Origin of the sequence: Nocardioides sp. BP30, from assembly GCF_029873215.1 — a bacterium.
Lineage (GTDB): Bacteria > Actinomycetota > Actinomycetes > Propionibacteriales > Nocardioidaceae > Nocardioides.
In genome coordinates this window covers 1,212,899-1,231,307 of record NZ_CP123620.1, presented here as the reverse complement: position 1 = coordinate 1,231,307, position 18,409 = coordinate 1,212,899, and the positions used below count along the sequence as shown (strand labels likewise).

Here is an 18,409-nt window from a genome sequence, read left to right as displayed (position 1 = left end):
GCGCGGTCGCAGGTTATGCAGGCGTCAGGGATGGATCGGGGTGCCCGTGGTGAACTGCGCGTGAACGTCCGATGGCATCAGCGCTTGCGCCGGGTCGAGGCCAGAAGTGTCGGGCCGCCGATCAGGCATGGGAGCGCGAAGCACATCGCTGCCAGCACCGCGTAGCGAGCGGCGGGGGTCACCGAGGCGGCGGCCGTCAGCGCGCCCTGGGCCTGTGTCACCGTTCCTCCGGATGCCGTGGCGGAACCCGTGCCGGGCGTGCCGGCGGACGGCGCGTCTCCGGGCGGGACCACCGACGCGGCGGACGTCGGCGCTACCGAGGGCTGCGAGCTCGGGTGCGCACTGCTCGACGTGCTCGACGTCGGCGTGTCTCCCCCGGTGCTCGAGGAGCCGGGGCAGTCGGCCTGAGCGTCCTTCGACGCGAGCCGAGCCGCTGCGGCGGAAGCAAGTTTCTGGTCCGAGGAACTGAGTGGCGCGTACCCCAGGGGAAGCTGACCACGCTGGGTCCCGAGCACCTGCCCCGCGCCCGCGGCGTAGGACAGGAACTTCGCGTACGCCGTGAGGTCCGACCTGCTGGCGCCGCAGACGTTGATCACGGCGTAGGTGGGCAGCGTCAGGGGATAGCCGTCCTCGGGCACCTCGCCGGCATCGATCGAGGACACTCCTGCGATCGACGTGGCCTTGCTCGCGCCCACGACCGTCTTCTGCATCGCGGCGACGGTCGGCCCCACCCCTGGATCGTCGGCGGCCACGTCGTAGCTGTCCACGAACGACGCGACCGGTGCGCCGTCGAGCGCGGCGGCCTGCGACGTCGTGATCGCAAGCTCGAAGCGGCTGCCCGGGACCTGCGCGCCGGCCGAGACGTACTGCGGCGGGACCTTCGTGTCATCCCAGAGCGACTTGTTCCCGCTCGTGGCCGTGACGGTGCGGTAGGCCCCGTCGGCGAAGTCGGCGGAGAACGGTCGCATGTCGATCGTGCCGAAGCCCGGCGCCGGCGCACCACCGGTCTGGTACGTCGACTGGTCGGCCTTCGGGAAGGACGACATCGTCGTGTCGTTGGCCAGATCGAGGCTCTTGTACGCCGAGTTGATCACCGTGCCCCAGTGGTCCGGCCGGCCGCTGAGGAAGCGGTGTGCCGCCGGGTCCGCGCGCAGCCAGGCCCACACCGCCGCGGCGGCATCGGAGTCACCGAACGGCACGATCAGGCCGTCCGGCTTGGCGGAGGCGTTGAAGTACTTGAACTCCGGGTTGAGGTCGATGAACTCCGGGTCGGTGGTCAGGCTGGACGGGTTGGTCGACGGGACGGTGGCACCCTTGCCGGTGCCGTCGCCCGGGGTGTCGTTCCGGTACGACTGGGTGAGGAGTTTCGCGACCAGCAACGGCGTGAGCCGTAGGTTGTCGACGAGGGTGCCGTTGGACCCCAGATCGGTGTTGTCCGAATCCGAGGTGTCGTAGTTCTTGTCGATCAGGTAGCTGACCACGATCGAGGAGTCGACGACCGGGCTGTAGACCAGGTCCTTGCCCGAGGCCGCATCCGCGTCGACCGGCCCGTAGACGAAGTCCATGTTGGGCGACCCGCTGCCGCCGGACAGCACGGCGCCGCGGGCCTCGCTGTCGCCGATCTGGGAGAAGCCGAACTTCGCACCGCTCGCGCACAGCGTGGACTGCCAGGACGAGAACGCGCTCGAGATCAGTTCCGAGCCGGCCGTCTGTACCTCCTCACCGCTGCTGGGGCAGCCCGCGGCCGTCGAGGTGAAGGAGAGCTTGACCTGGATCCGGTCCTGCCACGCGGAGGCGCTCAGCGGCGAGCCGGCGACGTACGTCGGGTTCTGGCCCAGACCCGGGGTGTTGTTGGGGTCGCGGTCGTTCGCCTTCTCACCGTTCGGGTCGTACTCGCCGCGAGGTACCACCACGAGGTAGCAGCTGTAGCCCTTGCTCGTGTAGGTGGGATCGCCGCAACCGAGGTACGGCGCGGACAGCGCGCTCTGCAGGGAGAAGATGCTCTGGCCGGTGCCGTCGGCGGCCGTCCGGGCGTAGGTCACCTCGTTGGACTGCGCCGAGCCGTACGGCGGCAGATTGTTGCTGTCGTTGGTCCAACCGAGCTGCTTCTTGCCGGGGTCGGTGATCGACCAGAACGGCACGAGGTTGGACTCGGGCCGGCCGAACTGGGCGTGGGTGTAGGCCGCTCCGAGATCCTGCTTCGGGTCGGCCTCGTCACCGCTGAGGAGGTCGCGGTACGCGGTCGCCGTGCCCGTCTGCGCGGCGACGGCGGAGGTCGGCGTCCCCCACTGGCACTGCTCGGGCGAGGGACCGGCGGAGCCCGGCCCGGCCCAGCACTGCATCACCTGGAGGAAGTTCGAACCCGCACCGCTGCCCAGGGTCGGCTTTCCGCCGCTCCAGGTGATCTGGATCCCCTGGTCGGTCAGACTGGACGTCTGCGAGACGGTGATCTGCAGGTCCTTGAACTGCGCCTGGTTGGGATCGTCCGGATCCAAGTGCGAGTCGTCGACGTAGCCGCTGTCGTAGCTGCTGCGGTCGTCGGTCCACTTGATCGTCTTGGTGCTCGCCGTCGTGCTCACCGCGGCCCGCACGGTCGGGTGCCCGGTCTGGACGGCCATGGCTGCCGAGAAGACGCCCACACCGAGATCGAGCACGAGGGCGGCGGCCGCGACGTAGCGCAGCCGGCCGCGCAGGAACCAGGGCTTACGCGTCATCGCCGCGACCGCCGCGTGGAGAGCACGGTGATGGCGGGGCCGAAGATCAGCAGACCCAGGGCTGCGATCATGAGCCATACCGCCCACTTGGCGATCGAGGAGTGGCTGGCCGCCAGCTGCAGCGGCGTGGCCGACAGCTGCGTGCACTGACCGGTGTCAGGGTCGCAGACGGTCTTGCCGTCGGGATTCGTCAGGGTGGTCTGCCCGCCGCCCGTCGCCGCGCCCGCGCCGGTGGTCCCACCGGTCGCCCCGGACGTGGCCGCGACGCCGGTGCCGGTGGCCGCGGTGCCGCCGCCTCCCGTGCCGGCGTTCCCGCCGGCGACCGGGGTGGTGCTGGTGCCGGTGCCGGCACCGCCACCCGACGACTTGGCGCCGACCGCGTTCTGGTCGGTCTGCCCGGCGGTGCTGGAAGACGTCTTGCCGTTGGACGGCGTGCCGTAGACGCAGGTGGCGGCGGCCCCCCTCTTGTCGCACAGGTCGGGGTAGAGCGCGTTCTTCGCCAGGGTGTTGGTGCCGTTGGCCGAGAACGTCGGGTTGTTGCAGTTCTTGATGTTGACGTTCTGGACCTGCGCACCGGGGATCTTCGCGATCTGCTGCAGGCCGGCCTGGACCAGGTTGATCGGCAGCGGCGAGTACCCCAAGGTCGGCGCCTGTTGCTGGCCCTGACACAACGCGTAGTAGGAGAACGTGCTGAGGGTCTTGCCCTTGTCGGTGGTGAAGCCGTTCTGGAGCCGCGTCGGGATGACGAAGTAGGAGTAGGACGAGATCGGGTAGGTCCGCGGATCGGTGTCGACGTACACGTCGTCGAGCTGCTGGGTCAGGTAGTTCGTCGGGTCCGAGGCGTTGGTGTTGATCTTCGCCTTCAGCAGTGCGACGGCGACGTTGGATGCCGTCGGAAGGACGTAGTAGCCGGCCTTGTTCAGCACCTTCGCGACCGGGTAGCCGCTCTGCAGGGCGTAGGAGTACTCGACGTAGCCGATCGAGCCGGCGTTGCCGGCCTGGGCGACGAAGCCGGCCACGCCGTTGTCACCGGACTTGGCCTGGTGCACGGTCGGGTCGTACTTGTTGCACTGGGTGAAGAACGAGATCTCACCGCAGGTCCAGATGCTCGGATACTGGTCCTTCATCCACAACGAGAACTGGGCGGTCGAGCCGGAGCCGTCCGAGCGCACGACGGGAGTGATCTTCAGCGGCGGCAGGGCGACGCCGGGGTTGTCGGCGGCGATCTTGGGGTCGTTCCACATCTTGATCGTGCCCTCGAAGATGCCGGCGATGCTCTCGCCCGACAGCTTGAGGTTGGTGAACCGCTTGCCCCCGACGGTCAGGTTGTACATCAGAGCGGTTCCGCCGGCGACGTCCGGCAGGTAGGCGAACGCACGACCGGGTACGTCAGGGCTGGTGTTCTTCACCCCGAACGGGATGTCGCTGGCGGCGAAGTCGTCGCTGCCGTTGGCGTAGCCGGTCAGACCCGCCACCGAACCGGTCGCGGCGAAGTTCACCTTGTAGGAGTTGGCGTTGCGGGCCCGCCAGTCGTCGATGGCGTTGGCCGCCCAGGACGAGCCCTCACCGGTGATCGGCGTGTAGCTGTCGGCGTGCGACGGCGAGACGCCGAGACCGATGACGCCGAGGGCCGTCAGCGCCAACGTCAACAGGGCGGCGAGGGGACGGTTAAGCATCGGGAGTGCTCCTGTGACGACCGGGGATCGAGAGGTGGAGGGAGGAGAGCCGGGCCCGCAGGGCCGCGCGGCGCTTCTTGCGGGCTGCCTTCTTCGCGACGTCCTGCGCGCCTACGACGCGAGCGAGGACGAAGAGGATCAGGACGAGCACCATGAGGACGACGGCGGTGCCGAACCCGCGGGCGACCATCGTCGGCTCGGGCGACTTCACCAGCTGGAAGACGACGAGCGGCAGCGAGACCATCGGCCCGCTGAAGGGGTTCTTGTTCAGCGACGCCGTGTACCCGGCGGTCAGCAGGACCGGCGACGTCTCACCGATGCCGCGGGCGGTGGCCAGGATGATCGCCGTCATCAGACCGGACCGGGAGGTCGGCAGCACGACGTTCATCACCGTCTTGAACTGGCTGGCACCCAGGCCGAGGCTCGCCTCCTTGAGCGTGCCCGGGACGAGCCGGAAGACGACGTCCGCGGCCCGGATCATGATCGGCAGCATCATCACGGTGATGGCCAGGCCGGCGGCCAGACCCGACTTGTCGAAGCCGAGCATCAGGATCAGGGTCGCGAGGATGAACAGGCCGGCCACGATCGAGGGGAGCGCCGTCATCGCCTCCACGATCGTGCGCACGAACCGGGAGAACGGTCCCGGCACCTCGGAGAGGAACAGCGCTGTCGTGACCCCCAGCGGGATCGTGACCAGGAGAGCGATGCTGATCTGGGTGAGCGTTCCGACGATCGCGTGCATCACCCCACCGGTGGTGAGCGGGTCCTTCGACCCTGTCACGGTCAGGTCCTGGGTGTAGAAGTTCGGGTGCCACACCGCGCTCGCACCCTTGATGACGGTGTAGATCAGGACCGAGGCGAGCGCGATGACGAGCAGGAACGCACCCGACTGGACCAGGATGGCCACCACCCTGTCCAAGACGACCGGCCCCGGCTCGTCGAGCCAGACCAGGAGCGAGTAGATCCCCACGAAGACGGCGTAGGCGACCACGAAGAACGCCAGGAAGCCGTGGATCGGCACCAGCTGGGTGGCCAGGAACGACGTCAGCGCCAGCGATCCGATGAGGGCGCCGACCAGGGTCAGCAGGTCACCGATGCGCACGCCCGAGGTCTGGCGCCGCTTCTCTGCGACCGGTGCCACCGCGGCCGCGTCGACGACCTCCGTCGCCGACGCGGGAGCGGTCGGCCGGAGTGCGGTCTGGGTCAACTGCTTGCCCCCGAGCGTGAGCGCGCAACGACGGACGATGCGCAGAAGTTGATGACGAGGGTCATCAGGAACAGCGCCAGCCCCGCCGCCATCAGAGCGGAGAGACCGAAGTGGTTGGCCTCCTGGAACTGAAGCGCGATCAGGGACGACACCGAGATCGCGCCACTCTGCAGGATGTGCGGCTGGATGGTGAAGACCGGGGAGATGATCATGTAGACGGCGATCGTCTCGCCGAGCGCACGGCCGAGCCCGAGCATGGTGCCACCGATCATGCCCCCCTTGCCGAACGGCAACACGACGGACTTGATCACACCCCACTTGGTCGCGCCGAGGCCCAACGCGCCCTCGCGCTCGCCGACAGGCACCTGGGAGAAGACCTCGCGCATGATCGAGGTGACGACGGGGGTGATCATCATGCCCACGACGAGTCCCGCGATGAGCGTCGAGGAGGTGAAGAGCGTGTACGACGAGATCGGCGTGTCCGAGTTGACGCCCTTCACCGAGAAGATCGGGATCCAGCCGAAGTGTTGCGCGATCCAGGCGGACACCGGCGCGACCTTGGCCTGGAGGAAGAAGAACCCCCACAGGCCGTAGACGACCGAGGGGATAGCCGCCATCAGGTCGATCACCGAGATGAAGACCTTGCGCATCCGGGCCGGCGCGTACTCGGTGATGTAGAGCGCCGTGGCGGTCGACAACGGCACCGCCACGCAGATCGCGACCAGGGCGATGAGGATGGTCCCGGTCAGGACAGCGGCGATGCCGAAGTTGAAGTTGTTGGTGTCCCACGACTGGGTGGTCAGGAAGGAGAAGCCGGCCTTCTTGAGTGCCTGAGTCGCCCTGATCGCCAGGAAGAGACCGACGAACGTCATGATCGCGAGGACGATGACGCCGCTCCCGGTCGTGACACCGCGGAAGATCTTGTCCGGCGTCTCCCGGGTCTGTCTCAACTTTCGGGGTTGGTCGACGACGACCGCACCGGTCGCGTCGTTCAGAGGGAGGCTCGTCACCGTGGACTTTCTTCGCGTGTCGCCCGAGATGGCGGTTCTGGACCGAAAAAGTGTCAGGAAGCGACGCGAACCGATTGGGCGGGGACAGTGAACCGACGGTGAACGCGGCGCTTCATCTTGGCGTCGACCGTCGTCGAAGCGGGGTGGGCCTAGTCCGGACGGACCACCTCGCATGGTTCTCCCGTGCACGCCGGGCTGGGACCTGCCGGAGGACGGGCTCAGGTCCCCGCTCCACCGCCCGGCGAGGGCGACCGCAGGCGTGATGCTGGCGACGGCCGAGAACGGTGGCGGGGCGCCGTCGGGCGCGGCCGCTGCTCGACTTCGGCGGCCCCGCTCAGCCCTCGGCGGCGGCGAGCTCCTGCTTCCAGGCCCGGAAGCCCTCCTCGGTGCGACCGCGGCGCCAGTAGCCGGAGATGCTCAGATCGGCGCGCGGCAGAGCCCGCTCCTTGACCAGGTAGGGGCGGATGCCGTGCATGACGGCCTCGGCCTCGCCGTGCACGAACGCGTGCACCCGCCCGGCGCGCCACGGCAGCGCACGTACGGCGTCGACCAGCGCTCCCGGCTCGGTCGAGGTCACCCAGCTGACCTGCACGCCGGCCGGCGCCGTGAGCTCCTGCCGGTGCGCGGCGTCGGGCACGTGCACCACGGCGTACCCCTGGGCCTCGGCGGGCAGCGCCGCCAGCGCGGCGCGCACCGCCGGCAGGCCCGACTCGTCGCAGGCCAGCAGGTGCCAATCGGCGGTCGGGTCAGGGCTGTAGGCGCCACCCGGGCCGCGGACGGCGATCCGCTGTCCGGGCTCGACCGCGGCCGCCCATGGGCCGGCGATGCCCTCGGTGCCGTGCACCACGAAGTCGATCGCCACGGTGCCGCCCTCGACGTCCGGCTCGAGCGCGGTGTAGGTGCGCACGATGTCGCTGCCGTCGGGCTGCGGGAAGCTCATCTTGACGTAGCGGTCGGTGTAGGCGCTCGGGCCGAAGCCGGCCGCGAACACCTCCTTGTCAGCTGCCTCGAAGCGGACCCGGACCATGCCGGGGGTCAGCTGCTCACGGCCGGTGACGACCAGCACCGTCTGCGGCCGGTCGGGGCGGCCGCCGCGGGCGCCGCGGGCGCCGCGGGCGCCACCACCCTCGGGACTGCGCTGGCTCATGCGCCGGTTCCGTTCTTCTCGATGAACGCCAGGATCCGATCGGCCAGCTCCGGGCGGCACACGATCACGTCCGGCAGGTAGACGTCGTCCTGGTTGTACCGCAGCGGCGAGCCGTCGACCCGGCTCGTGAACAGCCCCGCGGCCCGGGCCACCGCGACCGGCGCGGCCGAGTCCCACTCGTACTGGCCGCCGGCGTGCACGTAGGCATCGGTCAGGTCTCGCACGACCGAGATCATCTTCACCCCGGCGGAGCCCATCGGCACGAGCTCGGCGTCCAGCTCGGCGGCGAGCGCCTCGACGAAGGCCGGCGGCCGGCTGCGGCTCACCGCGATCCGGATCCTGTCGCTGGTCCGCGGCGGCACCTGCGGCGCGGCGCCGGTGTGGAAGGTGCTCGGCTCGACGGCGCCGGCCAGCGCCGGCTGCGCGACCGCCCCCGCGCTGAGATCCCCGGCGTCGGGACCGGTACGGGTCCACAGGGCCACGTGCACCGCCCAGTCCGCACGCGGCGGCTCGGAGAACTCCCGGGTGCCGTCGAGGGGGTCGACGATCCACACCCGGTCCGCCTGCAGGCGCGCCTTGTCGTCCTTGCCCTCCTCGGAGAGGACCGCATCATCGGGACGGTAGGCGGCCAGCAGCTGCACGAGCAGGTCGTGCGCGGCCCGGTCGCCGGCGTCCTTGAGCGCCTTCCCCTCCAGCCCCTCGGTCCGGACCTCGAGCAGCCGCTTCCCGGCGGCATCGGCCAGCCAGGCCGCGAGGAGGTGGTCGTCGGCCAGGACCTCGGCCGTCGGCGGGGCGGTGAAGGAGCTCATGGCAGGCAACCCTAGTGGCGGCCCGGAAGCCGCTCGCGCGAGGCGTCCGACGCCCGGATCGCCCGTGTCCGATCGTGCAGGCGCACGATCGGACACGCGGCGCGAGCCGACGTCTCAGCCGGCGGGGTGCGGCTCCCGCCGCACCAATACCGCGATCTTGTCGATCCGGTGCTGCGGGTTGCCGAGCCGGTCGGTCCAGAAGTTGCCCGCGGCGCGGTCCTCGGGGGTCGCACAGGTCGACAGCGTGAGCCAGCCGCGGTGCGCGGTGGCGCCGGGGCTGCCCGGGACGGCGGCGCGCTGACGCTTGAGGGACTTCGCGGAGCGGAAGTCGACCCAGCGGGTGCGCACCACCCGGTAGACGTAGCGCCAGCCGCCGGCGTCGACGTACAGGTGGGCGCCCTTCGGGAGCGAGGGCGTCCGCCGGAAGACGCCGCCGTGGGCGGTGCGGTGGGCGGTGATCTCGTAGTTGCCGATCCCGCCCGGCCCGACCGCTCCGCCGCTGCCGTACGGGCTGGCGGCGATGCCGCGGTTCTGGATCCGCGTCCCCGGGGCGTCGTCGGTCCTCCCCCGGTAGGCGACCACCCGCAGGTGGTGGATGCCGATCCGCGGGATGGTCAGCCGGGCGTCCTCGGGCGTCCCGTCGCTGGCGATGGCGACGGTCTTGGCGGCCGACGGCCACCACCCCGGATGCCCCGCCTCGGCACCCGTGCGAGAGCTCGCGAGATGGCCGCTCGCGGCGGCCGCGGCGGACACGGGGACGAGCGCCACCAGGGCGCTTCCGATGACCAGGAAAGGGGCGAGAACGGGGAGAAGTCGGCGCACTGTTCCACGGTCCCCAATTGAGGGGAAAGGACGCAACCGTGCCGGACCGGCGTGTCCGCTGCGGGCGAGGTTCCTCACATCACACCGCATCTGCTGGGAGGTCCTCATGAAGGTCGCCGTCTTCGGACTCGGCTACGTCGGCAGCGTCACCGCTGCCGGACTGGCCGCCGTGGGCCACGAAGTTGTCGGCGTCGATCCCGACCCGATCAAGGTCACGCACGTCTCCACCGGGCGCAGCCCGGTCGCCGAGCCCGGACTCGACGACCTGGTCCGCGCCGGTGTCGAGTCCCACCTGCTCTCCGCGACCTCCTCGGTCGAGCTCGCCCTGGAGCGCGCCGACGTCTCCCTGATCTGCGTCGGTACGCCGAGCACCGGCCACGGCGAGACCCAGCTGGCGTTCATCGACCGCGCGCTGGACCAGCTCCGCGCCGCGATGGACGTCGCCACGCCGCCCGAAGGCGGCCACCACAGCGTGGTGATCCGTAGCACGGTGCCGCCGGGCACCGGTGCCGCCCACGTCGACCCGGTCTTCGCCGACCTGCCGGACGGCTGGTCGGTCGGCACAGCGATGTGCCCCGAGTTCCTGCGCGAGGGCAGCGCCGTCGCCGACTTCTACACCCCGCCCTTCCTGGTCACCGGGACCAAGGAGGACCGCACCCGGCAGGCACTGGTGGACCTGTTCGGCTTCCTGCGCCGCACCATCGGTGCCGAGGGCTTCCATCACGTCAACGTCGAGACGGCGGAGGCGCTCAAGTACGCCTGCAACGCCTTCCACGCCACCAAGGTCTCCTTCGCCAACGAGCTGGCCCGGATCTTCCGGGGCTACGGCGTCGACGCCCGGGAGGTGATGGAGGTCTTCTGCGCCGACGAGAAGCTGAACATCGCGCCGACGTACCTGCGTCCGGGCTTCGCGTACGGCGGCAGCTGCCTGCCCAAGGACCTACGGGCACTGCAGCACCTCGCCCGCCAGATCGGGGTCGACGCGCCCCTGCTCGCCGGCACCACGCAGACCAACGAGCTGGTCGTGCGCGACGTCGTGGGGCGGGTCATCGCCACCGGGGCGCGGCGGGTGGCCCTGCTCGGACTGAGCTTCAAGGCCAACACCGACGACCTGCGGGAGAGCCCGAGCGTGGACCTGGCCGAGCGCCTGCTCGGCAAGGGCTTCGCGGTCAGGATCTACGACCCCGTGCTCAACACCCGACGCCTGACCGGCGCGAACCTCACCTACGTCCAGGAGCGTCTGCCCCATCTCAACTGCCTGCTCGCGCGCGACGCGGTCGGTGCGCTCGCCGGCGCGGAGGTCGCCTTGGTGGGAGACGCCGGGCCGAGCGCGGGGCAGGCGCTCCTGGCAACCAGGCCCCCGGTGATCCTCGACCTGCAGGGCACCCTCGGTCCCGAGGTCGAGGCCCTCCCCGGCTACCAGGGGGTGGGGTGGTGAACAGCCCGTCGTCCTCCCACCGCGTGTTGATCATCGTGCAGAACCTGCCGGTCCCCTTCGACCGCCGGGTGTGGCTGGAGGCCACCACCCTGCGCGACGCCGGCTACGACGTCACCGTCGTCTGCCCGCAGGGCCACGGCACCGGCCGGTTCCAGCAGGTCGACGGCGTGACGATCCGGGCCTACCGGCCCTACGCCCCCGGCGGCGGAGCGCTCGGCTACCTCATCGAGTACGTCTGGTCCTTCCTCGCCACCGCCTGGCTGGTCTCGACGGCACGACGCCAGGGGGGCCGGTTCGCGGTGCTGCAGGCGTGCAACCCGCCCGACATCTTCTGGCCCATCGCCCGCTGGTACCGCTGGCGCGACCGGACCCGCTTCGTCTTCGACCACCACGACCTGTGCCCCGAGCTCTACGAGTCGCGCTTCCCGACCGGACCGGCGCTGCCGTTGCGCGGCCTCAAGGCACTGGAGCGAGCGACCTTCCGCACCGCCGACCGGGTGGTCTCGACCAACGAGTCCTACGCCGCCGTCGCCCACCAGCGCGGGGATGTCGCGCTGGACCGGATCACCGTGGTGCGCACCGGCCCGGACCCGGCTCGGCTGCGCGCCGGTGCCCCGAAGCGCTCGCTCAAGCGCGGCCACACCCACCTGGCGGCGTACATCGGCGTGATGGGGCCGCAGGACGGCGTCGACATCGTGCTCGCCGTGGCCGACCACATCGTCAACGATCTCGGCCGCGACGACCTCGCCTTCACCGTGATGGGTGCCGGCGACTGCTGGGCCGACCTCGTCGCCGATCGCGACCGGCGCGGGCTGGCCGAACACGTCGAGATGCCCGGCCGGGTCAGCGACGAGGAGCTGATGGCCGTCCTCTCCACCGCCGACGTCGGGCTCTCCCCCGACCCGCTGAACCCGCTCAACGACGTCTCCACGATGAACAAGACGATGGAGTACATGGCCTTCGGGCTGCCCGTGGTCGCCTTCGACCTGGTCGAGACCCGGGTCTCCGCCGGGGACGCCGCCACCTACGCCGACCCGCGCGCCGAGGACCCGGTCGTCGCGTACGCCGAGGCGCTCCTCGCGCTGCTCGAGGACCCGGGCCGGTGCGCGTGGATGGGCCGGATCGGCCGCGAGCGGATCGAGGAGCGGCTGGCCTGGGCCCACCAGGCCCCGGCGTACCTCGCCGTCTACGACGAGCTGACCGGTCGGGTGGAGGTGCCGCTGCCCCGCAGCGTGGAGCCGACGGCGCCACCGATCGGCCAGTCGATCGGCCAGCCCACCGTTCCGTCCACCGGCCGGCCCAGCGAGGCAGCCGCCCTCGACGACGCCAGCCACCGGCGCGAGGCCGTGTGATGTGTGGCATCGCGGGCGCCTTCGGGCAGCACGACGGCAAGGAGCTGGTCGCTGCCATGACCGAGCGGTTGGCCCACCGCGGACCCGACGCCGGCGCGCTGGCCGAGCACGTCACCCCGACGAGCTCGGTGGTCCTCGGGCACCGCCGGTTGGCCATCATCGACCCGACGGCCGCCGCCGATCAGCCGCTGCGCCGAGGCGGCCTGACGCTGGTCTACAACGGTGAGCTGTACAACTTCCGCGAGCTGCGCGCCGAGCTGGAGGGTCACGGCGTCGTCTTCGCCACCTCCTCCGACACCGAGGTCGTCCTGGAGGCGTGGCGGTGGTGGGGCCCGGCGGCCCTGACCCGCTTCCGCGGGATGTTCGCGCTGGCGATCCACGATCAGGACAGCGGGACGCTGAGCCTGGCCCGCGACCCCCTCGGCATCAAGCCGCTCTACGTGATGGCGCGCGGGGAGGGACTGCTCTTCAGCTCCGAGCTCAAGGCGTTGCTGGGGGTCGTCGGCGACGAGCTGCGGGTGAACGAGGCCGGCATGGTCGCCGCGGCGCTGTTCCGCTGGCTGCCCGCGCAGGACAGCGCCATCGCCGGCGTCCGCCAGCTCCGCCCGGGCACCTGGGAGACGCACCACCCCGACGGCCGCCGGGAGAGCGGGACCTCCTGGGACCCGGTCGCCGTCGCCGAGGCGGCCCGCCACACCACCGGACCCGACCTGCGCGCCGTGCTGGAGGAGGCGGTGCACGCCCACCTGATCTCCGACGTCCCCGTCGCGACGCTGCTCTCCGGTGGTCTCGACTCCTCGATCGTCACGGCCCTCGCCCACCGCGACGAGCCGCAGATGGCTGCCTGGACGATCGCCTTCCGCGAGCAGGACAAGCGGATGGAGGCGATGCCCGACGACGCCCGATACGCGCGCCGGCTGGCCGACCGGCTCGGCATCAGGCTGCACGAGATCGAGCTGCGTCCCGACGTCGCCGACCTGCTGCCGCGGATGGTCGCCACCCTGGACGAGCCGATCGGCGACCCCGCCGCGATCAACACGTTCCTGATGTGCCGGGCCGCCCGCGAGGCCGGGATCAAGGTGCTGCTGTCGGGCACCGGTGCCGACGAGCTCTTCGGCGGCTACCGCAAGCACCTGGCCTGCCTGCTCGCCGCCCGCTACCAGCGCGTCCCGGCCCCGGTCCGTGGTGCCACGCGGGGCGTCGTCGGCGCGCTGCCCGTCGCCGTCGGTGGCCACGGCCTGCGCACGGTGCGCTGGGCGCGCCGCTTCCTGGACTTCGCCGACCTCGGCGAGGAGCAGGCCTTCCGCCGCTCCTACAGCCTCTACGACACCGACGAGCTCGCGGGGCTGCTCGCGCCGGAGCTGACCGGCCACGTCGAGGGCGCCGTACGCGACCACCTGGAGACGTACGCCGACGCGCCCGCCGACCTCGACCGGGTCAACCGGATGTGCCTGGCCGATGCGCGGATGTTCCTGCCCGGGCTCAACCTGGCCTACACCGACCGGGCCTCGATGGCCGCCTCGGTGGAGGTGCGGGTGCCGTTCGCCGACGTGGACGTCTTCGCCGCCGCGTTCGGGCTCGCCGGCACGCAGAAGATCCGCGGCCGCGAGCAGAAGGCGGCTCTCAAGGACGCCGCCCGGGCGTGGCTGCCTGACGAGATCATCGACCGGCCCAAGTCCTCCTTCGGCGCACCGATCCGCTCCTGGCTGGTCGAGGACCTGCGCGAGCTGGTCGACGACACCCTGCTGCGTGGCGAGCTCGTCACCGGCGGGTTCTTGCGCCGCGAGCCGCTGCAGCGGCTCATCGACGATCAACGCGCCGGTCGTCGCGACCTGGCGCTCCAGGTGTGGCAGCTGCTGACGCTCGAGCTGTGGCTGCGTGAGGTCCGATCCCAGGGGGTGGCGGCATGAAGCAGGTCGCACAGAACTACAAGTCCGGGGACCTCGCCGTCCTCGAGGTGCCCGAGCCGTCCTGCCGCCCCGGCGGCATCCTGGTCCGCTCCGTGCACTCCCTGATCTCCACCGGCACCGAGCTGATGAAGGTCGGCGAGGCGCGTCTCTCGCTGGTCGGCAAGGCCAAGGCGCGCCCCGACCAGGTCCGCAAGGTGCTGACCTCGGCAGCACAACAGGGCCCGACCGCGGCGTACCGCAAGGTGATGGGGCAGCTCGACCGCTGGACACCGCTGGGCTACTCGCTGGCCGGCGTCGTGGTGGCGGTCGGCGAGGGCGCCGAGGAGTTCGCCGTCGGCGACGTGGTGGCGTGCGCCGGCAACGAGTTCGCGCTGCACGCCGAGGTCAACTGGGTGCCGGTCAACCTGGCCGTGGCGGTTCCGCACGGTGTGGCTCCCGAGCACGCGGCCTTCGCCACCGTCGGGGCGATCGCGATGCAGGGTGTCCGGCGCGGCGAGATGGCGCTCGGCGAGACGGCGTGCGTGATCGGCCTCGGGCTGGTCGGGCAGCTGATGGTGCGGCTGCTGGTGGCCTCCGGCGTACGCGTCCTGGGAGTCGACCCGGTGCCCGAGCGGTGCCGACTGGCCGAGAAAGCAGGGGCACGTGCCACCGCTGGACCGGACGAGGCCGCGGGCATCGCCGGCCCACACGGCGCCGACGTGATCTTCCTGGCCGCCGGTGGCCACAGCAACGACCCGCTGCGGCTGGCCGTCGACCTCGCCCGCGACCGCGGCCGGCTCGTCGATGTCGGCAAGACCCGCCTCGACCTGCCCTGGAACGAGTGCTACGAGAAGGAGCTGGAGGTCCGGTTCTCCCGCTCCTACGGCCCCGGTCGCTACGACGACCGCTACGAGCTCGACGGGATCGACTACCCGGCCGGCTACGTGCGCTGGACAGAGCGTCGCAACATCGAGTGCTTCCTGGACCTGATCGCCGCCGAGTCGCTCGATCTCACCCCGCTGGTCGACGGCATCCACCCGATCTCCGGTGCGGCCGAGGTCTATGAGGCACTACGCACCGGCGAGCTGACCGGCGTGGGCCACCTCTTCTCCTACCCGCCGGCGACCGCACCGGTCGCCCCGGCCACCGAGACACTGCCGGCGGCGCGCCCCGAGACGGCCGCTCCCACGGTCCCGGCCGGCCCACCCGTACGGCGTCCCCCACACGCTGGCCGTCCGGGAGGGCCGGTCCGGCTCGGTGTCATCGGCGCCGGCGCCTACGCCGGCTCCATGCTCCTGCCCCACCTGGCCGCCGACCCGGCGGTCGCGCTCGGCACGGTCGCGACCACCCGGTCGCTGACAGCGGCGAGCGCTCGGGAGAGGTTCGGCTTCGAGCGGGCCGTCACCGAGGCCGAGGAGGTGCTCGCCGACGAGAGCTTGGACGCCGTCCTCATCGCCACCCGGCACCACTCCCACGCCCGGCTCGTCTGCCGCGCGCTGGAGGCCGGCAAGGCGGTCTTCGTGGAGAAGCCCCTCGCCCTCGACGAGCACCAGCTCGAGGAGATCGTGGCCACCGTCGCCCGCACCGGGAACGACCGGCTGATGGTCGGCTTCAACCGACGGTTCGCGCCGCTCATGGTCGAGCTGCGCGAGCGCTTCGGCGAGCACGGTCCGCTCTCGCTGCGCTACCTGGTCAACGCCGGTCCGCTGGCGGCCGACAGCTGGTACCGCGACGCGGGCAGGGAGGGCAGCCGGTTCGTCGGCGAGGGCGGCCACTTCCTCGACGTCCTCGCCCTGTGGACCGGCGCCCTGCCGACCCGGGTGCACGCGGTCGGGCACGACCAGGACGTGCAGGCGACCATCACCTACGCCGACGGCTCGCTCGCCTCGCTCGCCTACACCACCGGCGGCACGCCGCGAGCGCCCAAGGAGCTGCTCGACGTCTCCGGGGCCGGCCGCAACGCCCGACTCGACAACTTCGCCGGCACCACCCTGTGGACGCCTCGTGGCAAGGTCGCGCGACGCTCCCGGCTGGGCCAGGACAAGGGCCAGCGCGCCGAGCTGGCGGCCTTCGCCGCCGCCGTCCGCGACGACGCGCCGATGCCCATCCCGCTGGAGTCGCTGGTGGCCACCACCCGCGCCACGATCGCCGTCGCCACCAGCCTCTCGACCCGCGAGCAGGTGCTCCTGTGAGCGGCGGGGCGGCCACGCTGGGCTGGAAGGTCCGCCGGCTGCGGCAGATGTCCGGCGAGGAGATCGCCGCCCGGGTCGGCGACCGGTGCCGCCAGGCCGCATGGGGCCGGGTCGGCGCATCGCCGCTGGGCATGCCGCGGCGTACGCTCGCCGATCGGCCGGGACCCGCAGCGCTGCCGGCCGGCACCCGCGAGGCGGTCGACCCCATGGCCGCCGCCGCACTGATCGCCGCGGCCGACCGGGTCCTGTCGGGCCGCTGGGTCGTCCTCGGCGTCGAGCGGGCCGACGTCTGCGATCCGGACTGGTTCCTGGACCCGATCACCGGCGTGCGCGCCCCCGACAGGCGCCGGGCACCCCGGATCGACCACCGCGACGAGCAGGCCACCGGCAACGTCAAGCAGGTCTGGGAGCTCTCCCGGCACCACCACCTGACGGTGCTCGCCGCGGCGTACTGGCTCACCGGCGAGGAGATCTACGCCGCCTGCACAGCCGCCGGCCTGCGCTCGTGGTGGGCTGCCAACGAGCCGATGCGCGGCGTGCACTGGACCAGTGGGATCGAGCTGGGCATCCGGCTGATCAGCTGGACCTGGATCAGGCGGCTGCTGGCCGACTGGCCCGGCGTCGAGGCCCTGTACGCCGAGGGTGCCGGCCAGCTGTGGTGGCACCAGCGCTACCTGGCGGCCTTCCCCAGCCGCGGCACATCGTCCAACAACCACGCCGTCGCCGAGGCGGCCGGCCTGCTCGTGGCCTCGTGCGCCTTCCCCTGGTTCCCCCAGAGCGCGGGGTGGCGGGGCTACGCGGCCGACATGCTCCGGCGCACGCTGATCGAGAACACCTTCGACAGCGGGCTCAACCGCGAGCAGGCTTCGGACTACCACCGCTTCGTGACCGAGCTGGGCCTGGTGGCGGCGGTCGAGGCGGACGCCTCCGGCGTGCCGCTGCCGGAGGAGACCTGGCGGCTGCTGGCCGGCTGTGTCGACGCCGCGGCGGCCGTCGCGGACGTGACCGGCCGACCGCCTCGGCAGGGCGACGGCGACGAGGGCCGCGGGCTGCTGCTCGACGACCCCGAGCTGGGCAGCTCCTGGGCCCAGCTGCTGGCGGCGGGAGCGGCGCTGACCGGTGCCACCGCCTGGTGGGAGCCGCCCGTGCCGAGCGTCGGTGCGGTCCTGCTCGCCGCGATGGCGCCCGGCCGCCGGACCGCCGCGGACCGCGCGGACGCCCGGCCGCAGAGCTTCCTCGACGCCGGGATGACGGTGCTGCGCAGCGCCGGATCCGCCCCGGCCGCACTGCTCACCGACCCGGACGCACCGGAGGAGATCTGGTGCCGCTGCGACGCCGGCCCGCACGGCCTGCCGGGCATCGCCGCACACGCCCATGCCGACGCGCTGTCGGTGGAGGTGCGCCACGACGGCGTCGACATCCTGGCCGATCCCGGCACCTACTGCTACCACGGCTCCGCGCCGTGGCGACGCTACTTCCGCTCGACGTTGGGCCACAACACCATCGAGCTGGACGGCCTCGACCAGTCGGTCTCCGGCGGTCCGTTCCTCTGGACCCGTAGTGCCACGGCTGCCATCGACGCGGTCGGCATCGGCGGGGAGTCCCAGACCTGGGTGGGCCACCACGACGGCTACGAGCGTCTCGGCGTACGTCACGACCGGGTGGTCTCCCTCGACGTCAAGGCACGCCGGCTGGCCATCGTCGACGTGCTGACGGCGGCCGAGCGCTGCCGCCGCCCGATCCGGATGGCCTTCCACCTCGGTCCGGCCGTCAGCGCCCGGCTCGAGGGTGCCGTGGCCCGGCTGAGCTGGGCCGGCCGTGACGGACGGCTGCGGACGGCGACGTTCACGCTCCCCACGGGCCTGACCTGGACCAGCCACACCGGCGAGACGGACCCGATCCTGGGTTGGTACTCGCCCCGCTTCGGTGAGCGGGTGACGGCCACCACCCTGCTCGGCGAGGGCACGCTCGCGCCGGCACCCGGCGGCAACGTGGAGCTGTGCTCCAGCCTGCACTTCCACGGCACCCGCCCCGTGGCGGAGGGGCCCGTCGCGCGACCGCAGATCGCTCCCCGTCCGATCCCACGGACCACCGAGACCAACTGAGACCCACCGAGACCAACTGAGACCCACCGAGACCAACCGGACCAACCC

General features: G+C 71.8%; 12 protein-coding genes. 5 read left to right on the top strand and 7 right to left on the bottom strand.

What is annotated here, in order from left to right:
- Positions 1-77 precede the first annotated feature (77 nt).
- From P5P86_RS05725 to P5P86_RS05695, 7 genes are all read right to left on the bottom strand, one after another.
- The gene (locus P5P86_RS05725) at positions 78-2,714 is read right to left on the bottom strand and encodes a hypothetical protein (RefSeq protein ID WP_280610336.1); all 2,637 of its coding nucleotides are present in this window, start codon (positions 2,712-2,714) and stop codon (positions 78-80) included.
- Positions 2,711-4,390, bottom strand: coding sequence for a substrate-binding domain-containing protein (locus tag P5P86_RS05720; RefSeq protein WP_280610335.1), 1,680 nt, complete (start codon positions 4,388-4,390; stop codon positions 2,711-2,713). Before P5P86_RS05720 ends, P5P86_RS05725 begins: the two co-directional genes overlap by 4 nt.
- Entirely contained in the window at positions 4,383-5,597 is a 1,215-nt protein-coding gene (gene pstA, locus P5P86_RS05715) for a phosphate ABC transporter permease PstA (RefSeq protein WP_280610334.1), read from the bottom strand. The genes P5P86_RS05720 and pstA overlap by 8 nt, the downstream gene beginning before the upstream one ends.
- Positions 5,594-6,607, bottom strand: a complete 1,014-nt coding sequence (gene pstC, locus P5P86_RS05710) for a phosphate ABC transporter permease subunit PstC (RefSeq protein WP_280610333.1) — start codon at positions 6,605-6,607, stop codon at positions 5,594-5,596. Before pstC ends, pstA begins: the two co-directional genes overlap by 4 nt.
- Positions 6,608-6,941: 334 nt before the next feature.
- Positions 6,942-7,754, bottom strand: a complete 813-nt coding sequence (locus tag P5P86_RS05705) for a siderophore-interacting protein (protein WP_280610332.1) — start codon at positions 7,752-7,754, stop codon at positions 6,942-6,944.
- Positions 7,751-8,563, bottom strand: coding sequence for a 3'(2'),5'-bisphosphate nucleotidase CysQ (locus P5P86_RS05700; RefSeq protein WP_280610331.1), 813 nt, complete (start codon positions 8,561-8,563; stop codon positions 7,751-7,753). Before P5P86_RS05700 ends, P5P86_RS05705 begins: the two co-directional genes overlap by 4 nt.
- Positions 8,564-8,677: 114 nt before the next feature.
- Positions 8,678-9,331: a sortase domain-containing protein gene (locus P5P86_RS05695; protein ID WP_280610330.1), complete on the bottom strand. Its 654-nt coding sequence runs from the start codon at positions 9,329-9,331 to the stop codon at positions 8,678-8,680.
- 160 nt (positions 9,332-9,491) lie between these two features.
- Between P5P86_RS05695 and P5P86_RS05690 the strand changes: the two genes are divergently transcribed.
- Genes P5P86_RS05690 through P5P86_RS05670 form a run of 5 tightly spaced genes read left to right on the top strand, consistent with a single transcriptional unit; the run spans position 9,492 to position 18,361 of the window.
- Positions 9,492-10,823 (top strand): nucleotide sugar dehydrogenase, encoded by a 1,332-nt coding sequence (locus tag P5P86_RS05690; RefSeq protein ID WP_280610329.1) that lies wholly within the window; start codon positions 9,492-9,494, stop codon positions 10,821-10,823.
- On the top strand, positions 10,820-12,175 hold the full coding sequence (locus P5P86_RS05685; RefSeq protein ID WP_280610328.1) for a glycosyltransferase family 4 protein: 1,356 nt from the start codon (positions 10,820-10,822) through the stop codon (positions 12,173-12,175). Before P5P86_RS05690 ends, P5P86_RS05685 begins: the two co-directional genes overlap by 4 nt.
- Positions 12,175-14,085: an asparagine synthase (glutamine-hydrolyzing) gene (gene asnB / locus P5P86_RS05680; RefSeq protein ID WP_280610327.1), complete on the top strand. Its 1,911-nt coding sequence runs from the start codon at positions 12,175-12,177 to the stop codon at positions 14,083-14,085. Before P5P86_RS05685 ends, asnB begins: the two co-directional genes overlap by 1 nt.
- The gene (locus P5P86_RS05675; protein WP_280610326.1) at positions 14,082-16,256 is read left to right on the top strand and encodes a bi-domain-containing oxidoreductase; all 2,175 of its coding nucleotides are present in this window, start codon (positions 14,082-14,084) and stop codon (positions 16,254-16,256) included. The genes asnB and P5P86_RS05675 overlap by 4 nt, the downstream gene beginning before the upstream one ends.
- Positions 16,253-18,361: an alginate lyase family protein gene (locus tag P5P86_RS05670; protein ID WP_280610325.1), complete on the top strand. Its 2,109-nt coding sequence runs from the start codon at positions 16,253-16,255 to the stop codon at positions 18,359-18,361. The genes P5P86_RS05675 and P5P86_RS05670 overlap by 4 nt, the downstream gene beginning before the upstream one ends.
- Positions 18,362-18,409: the final 48 nt, after the last annotated feature.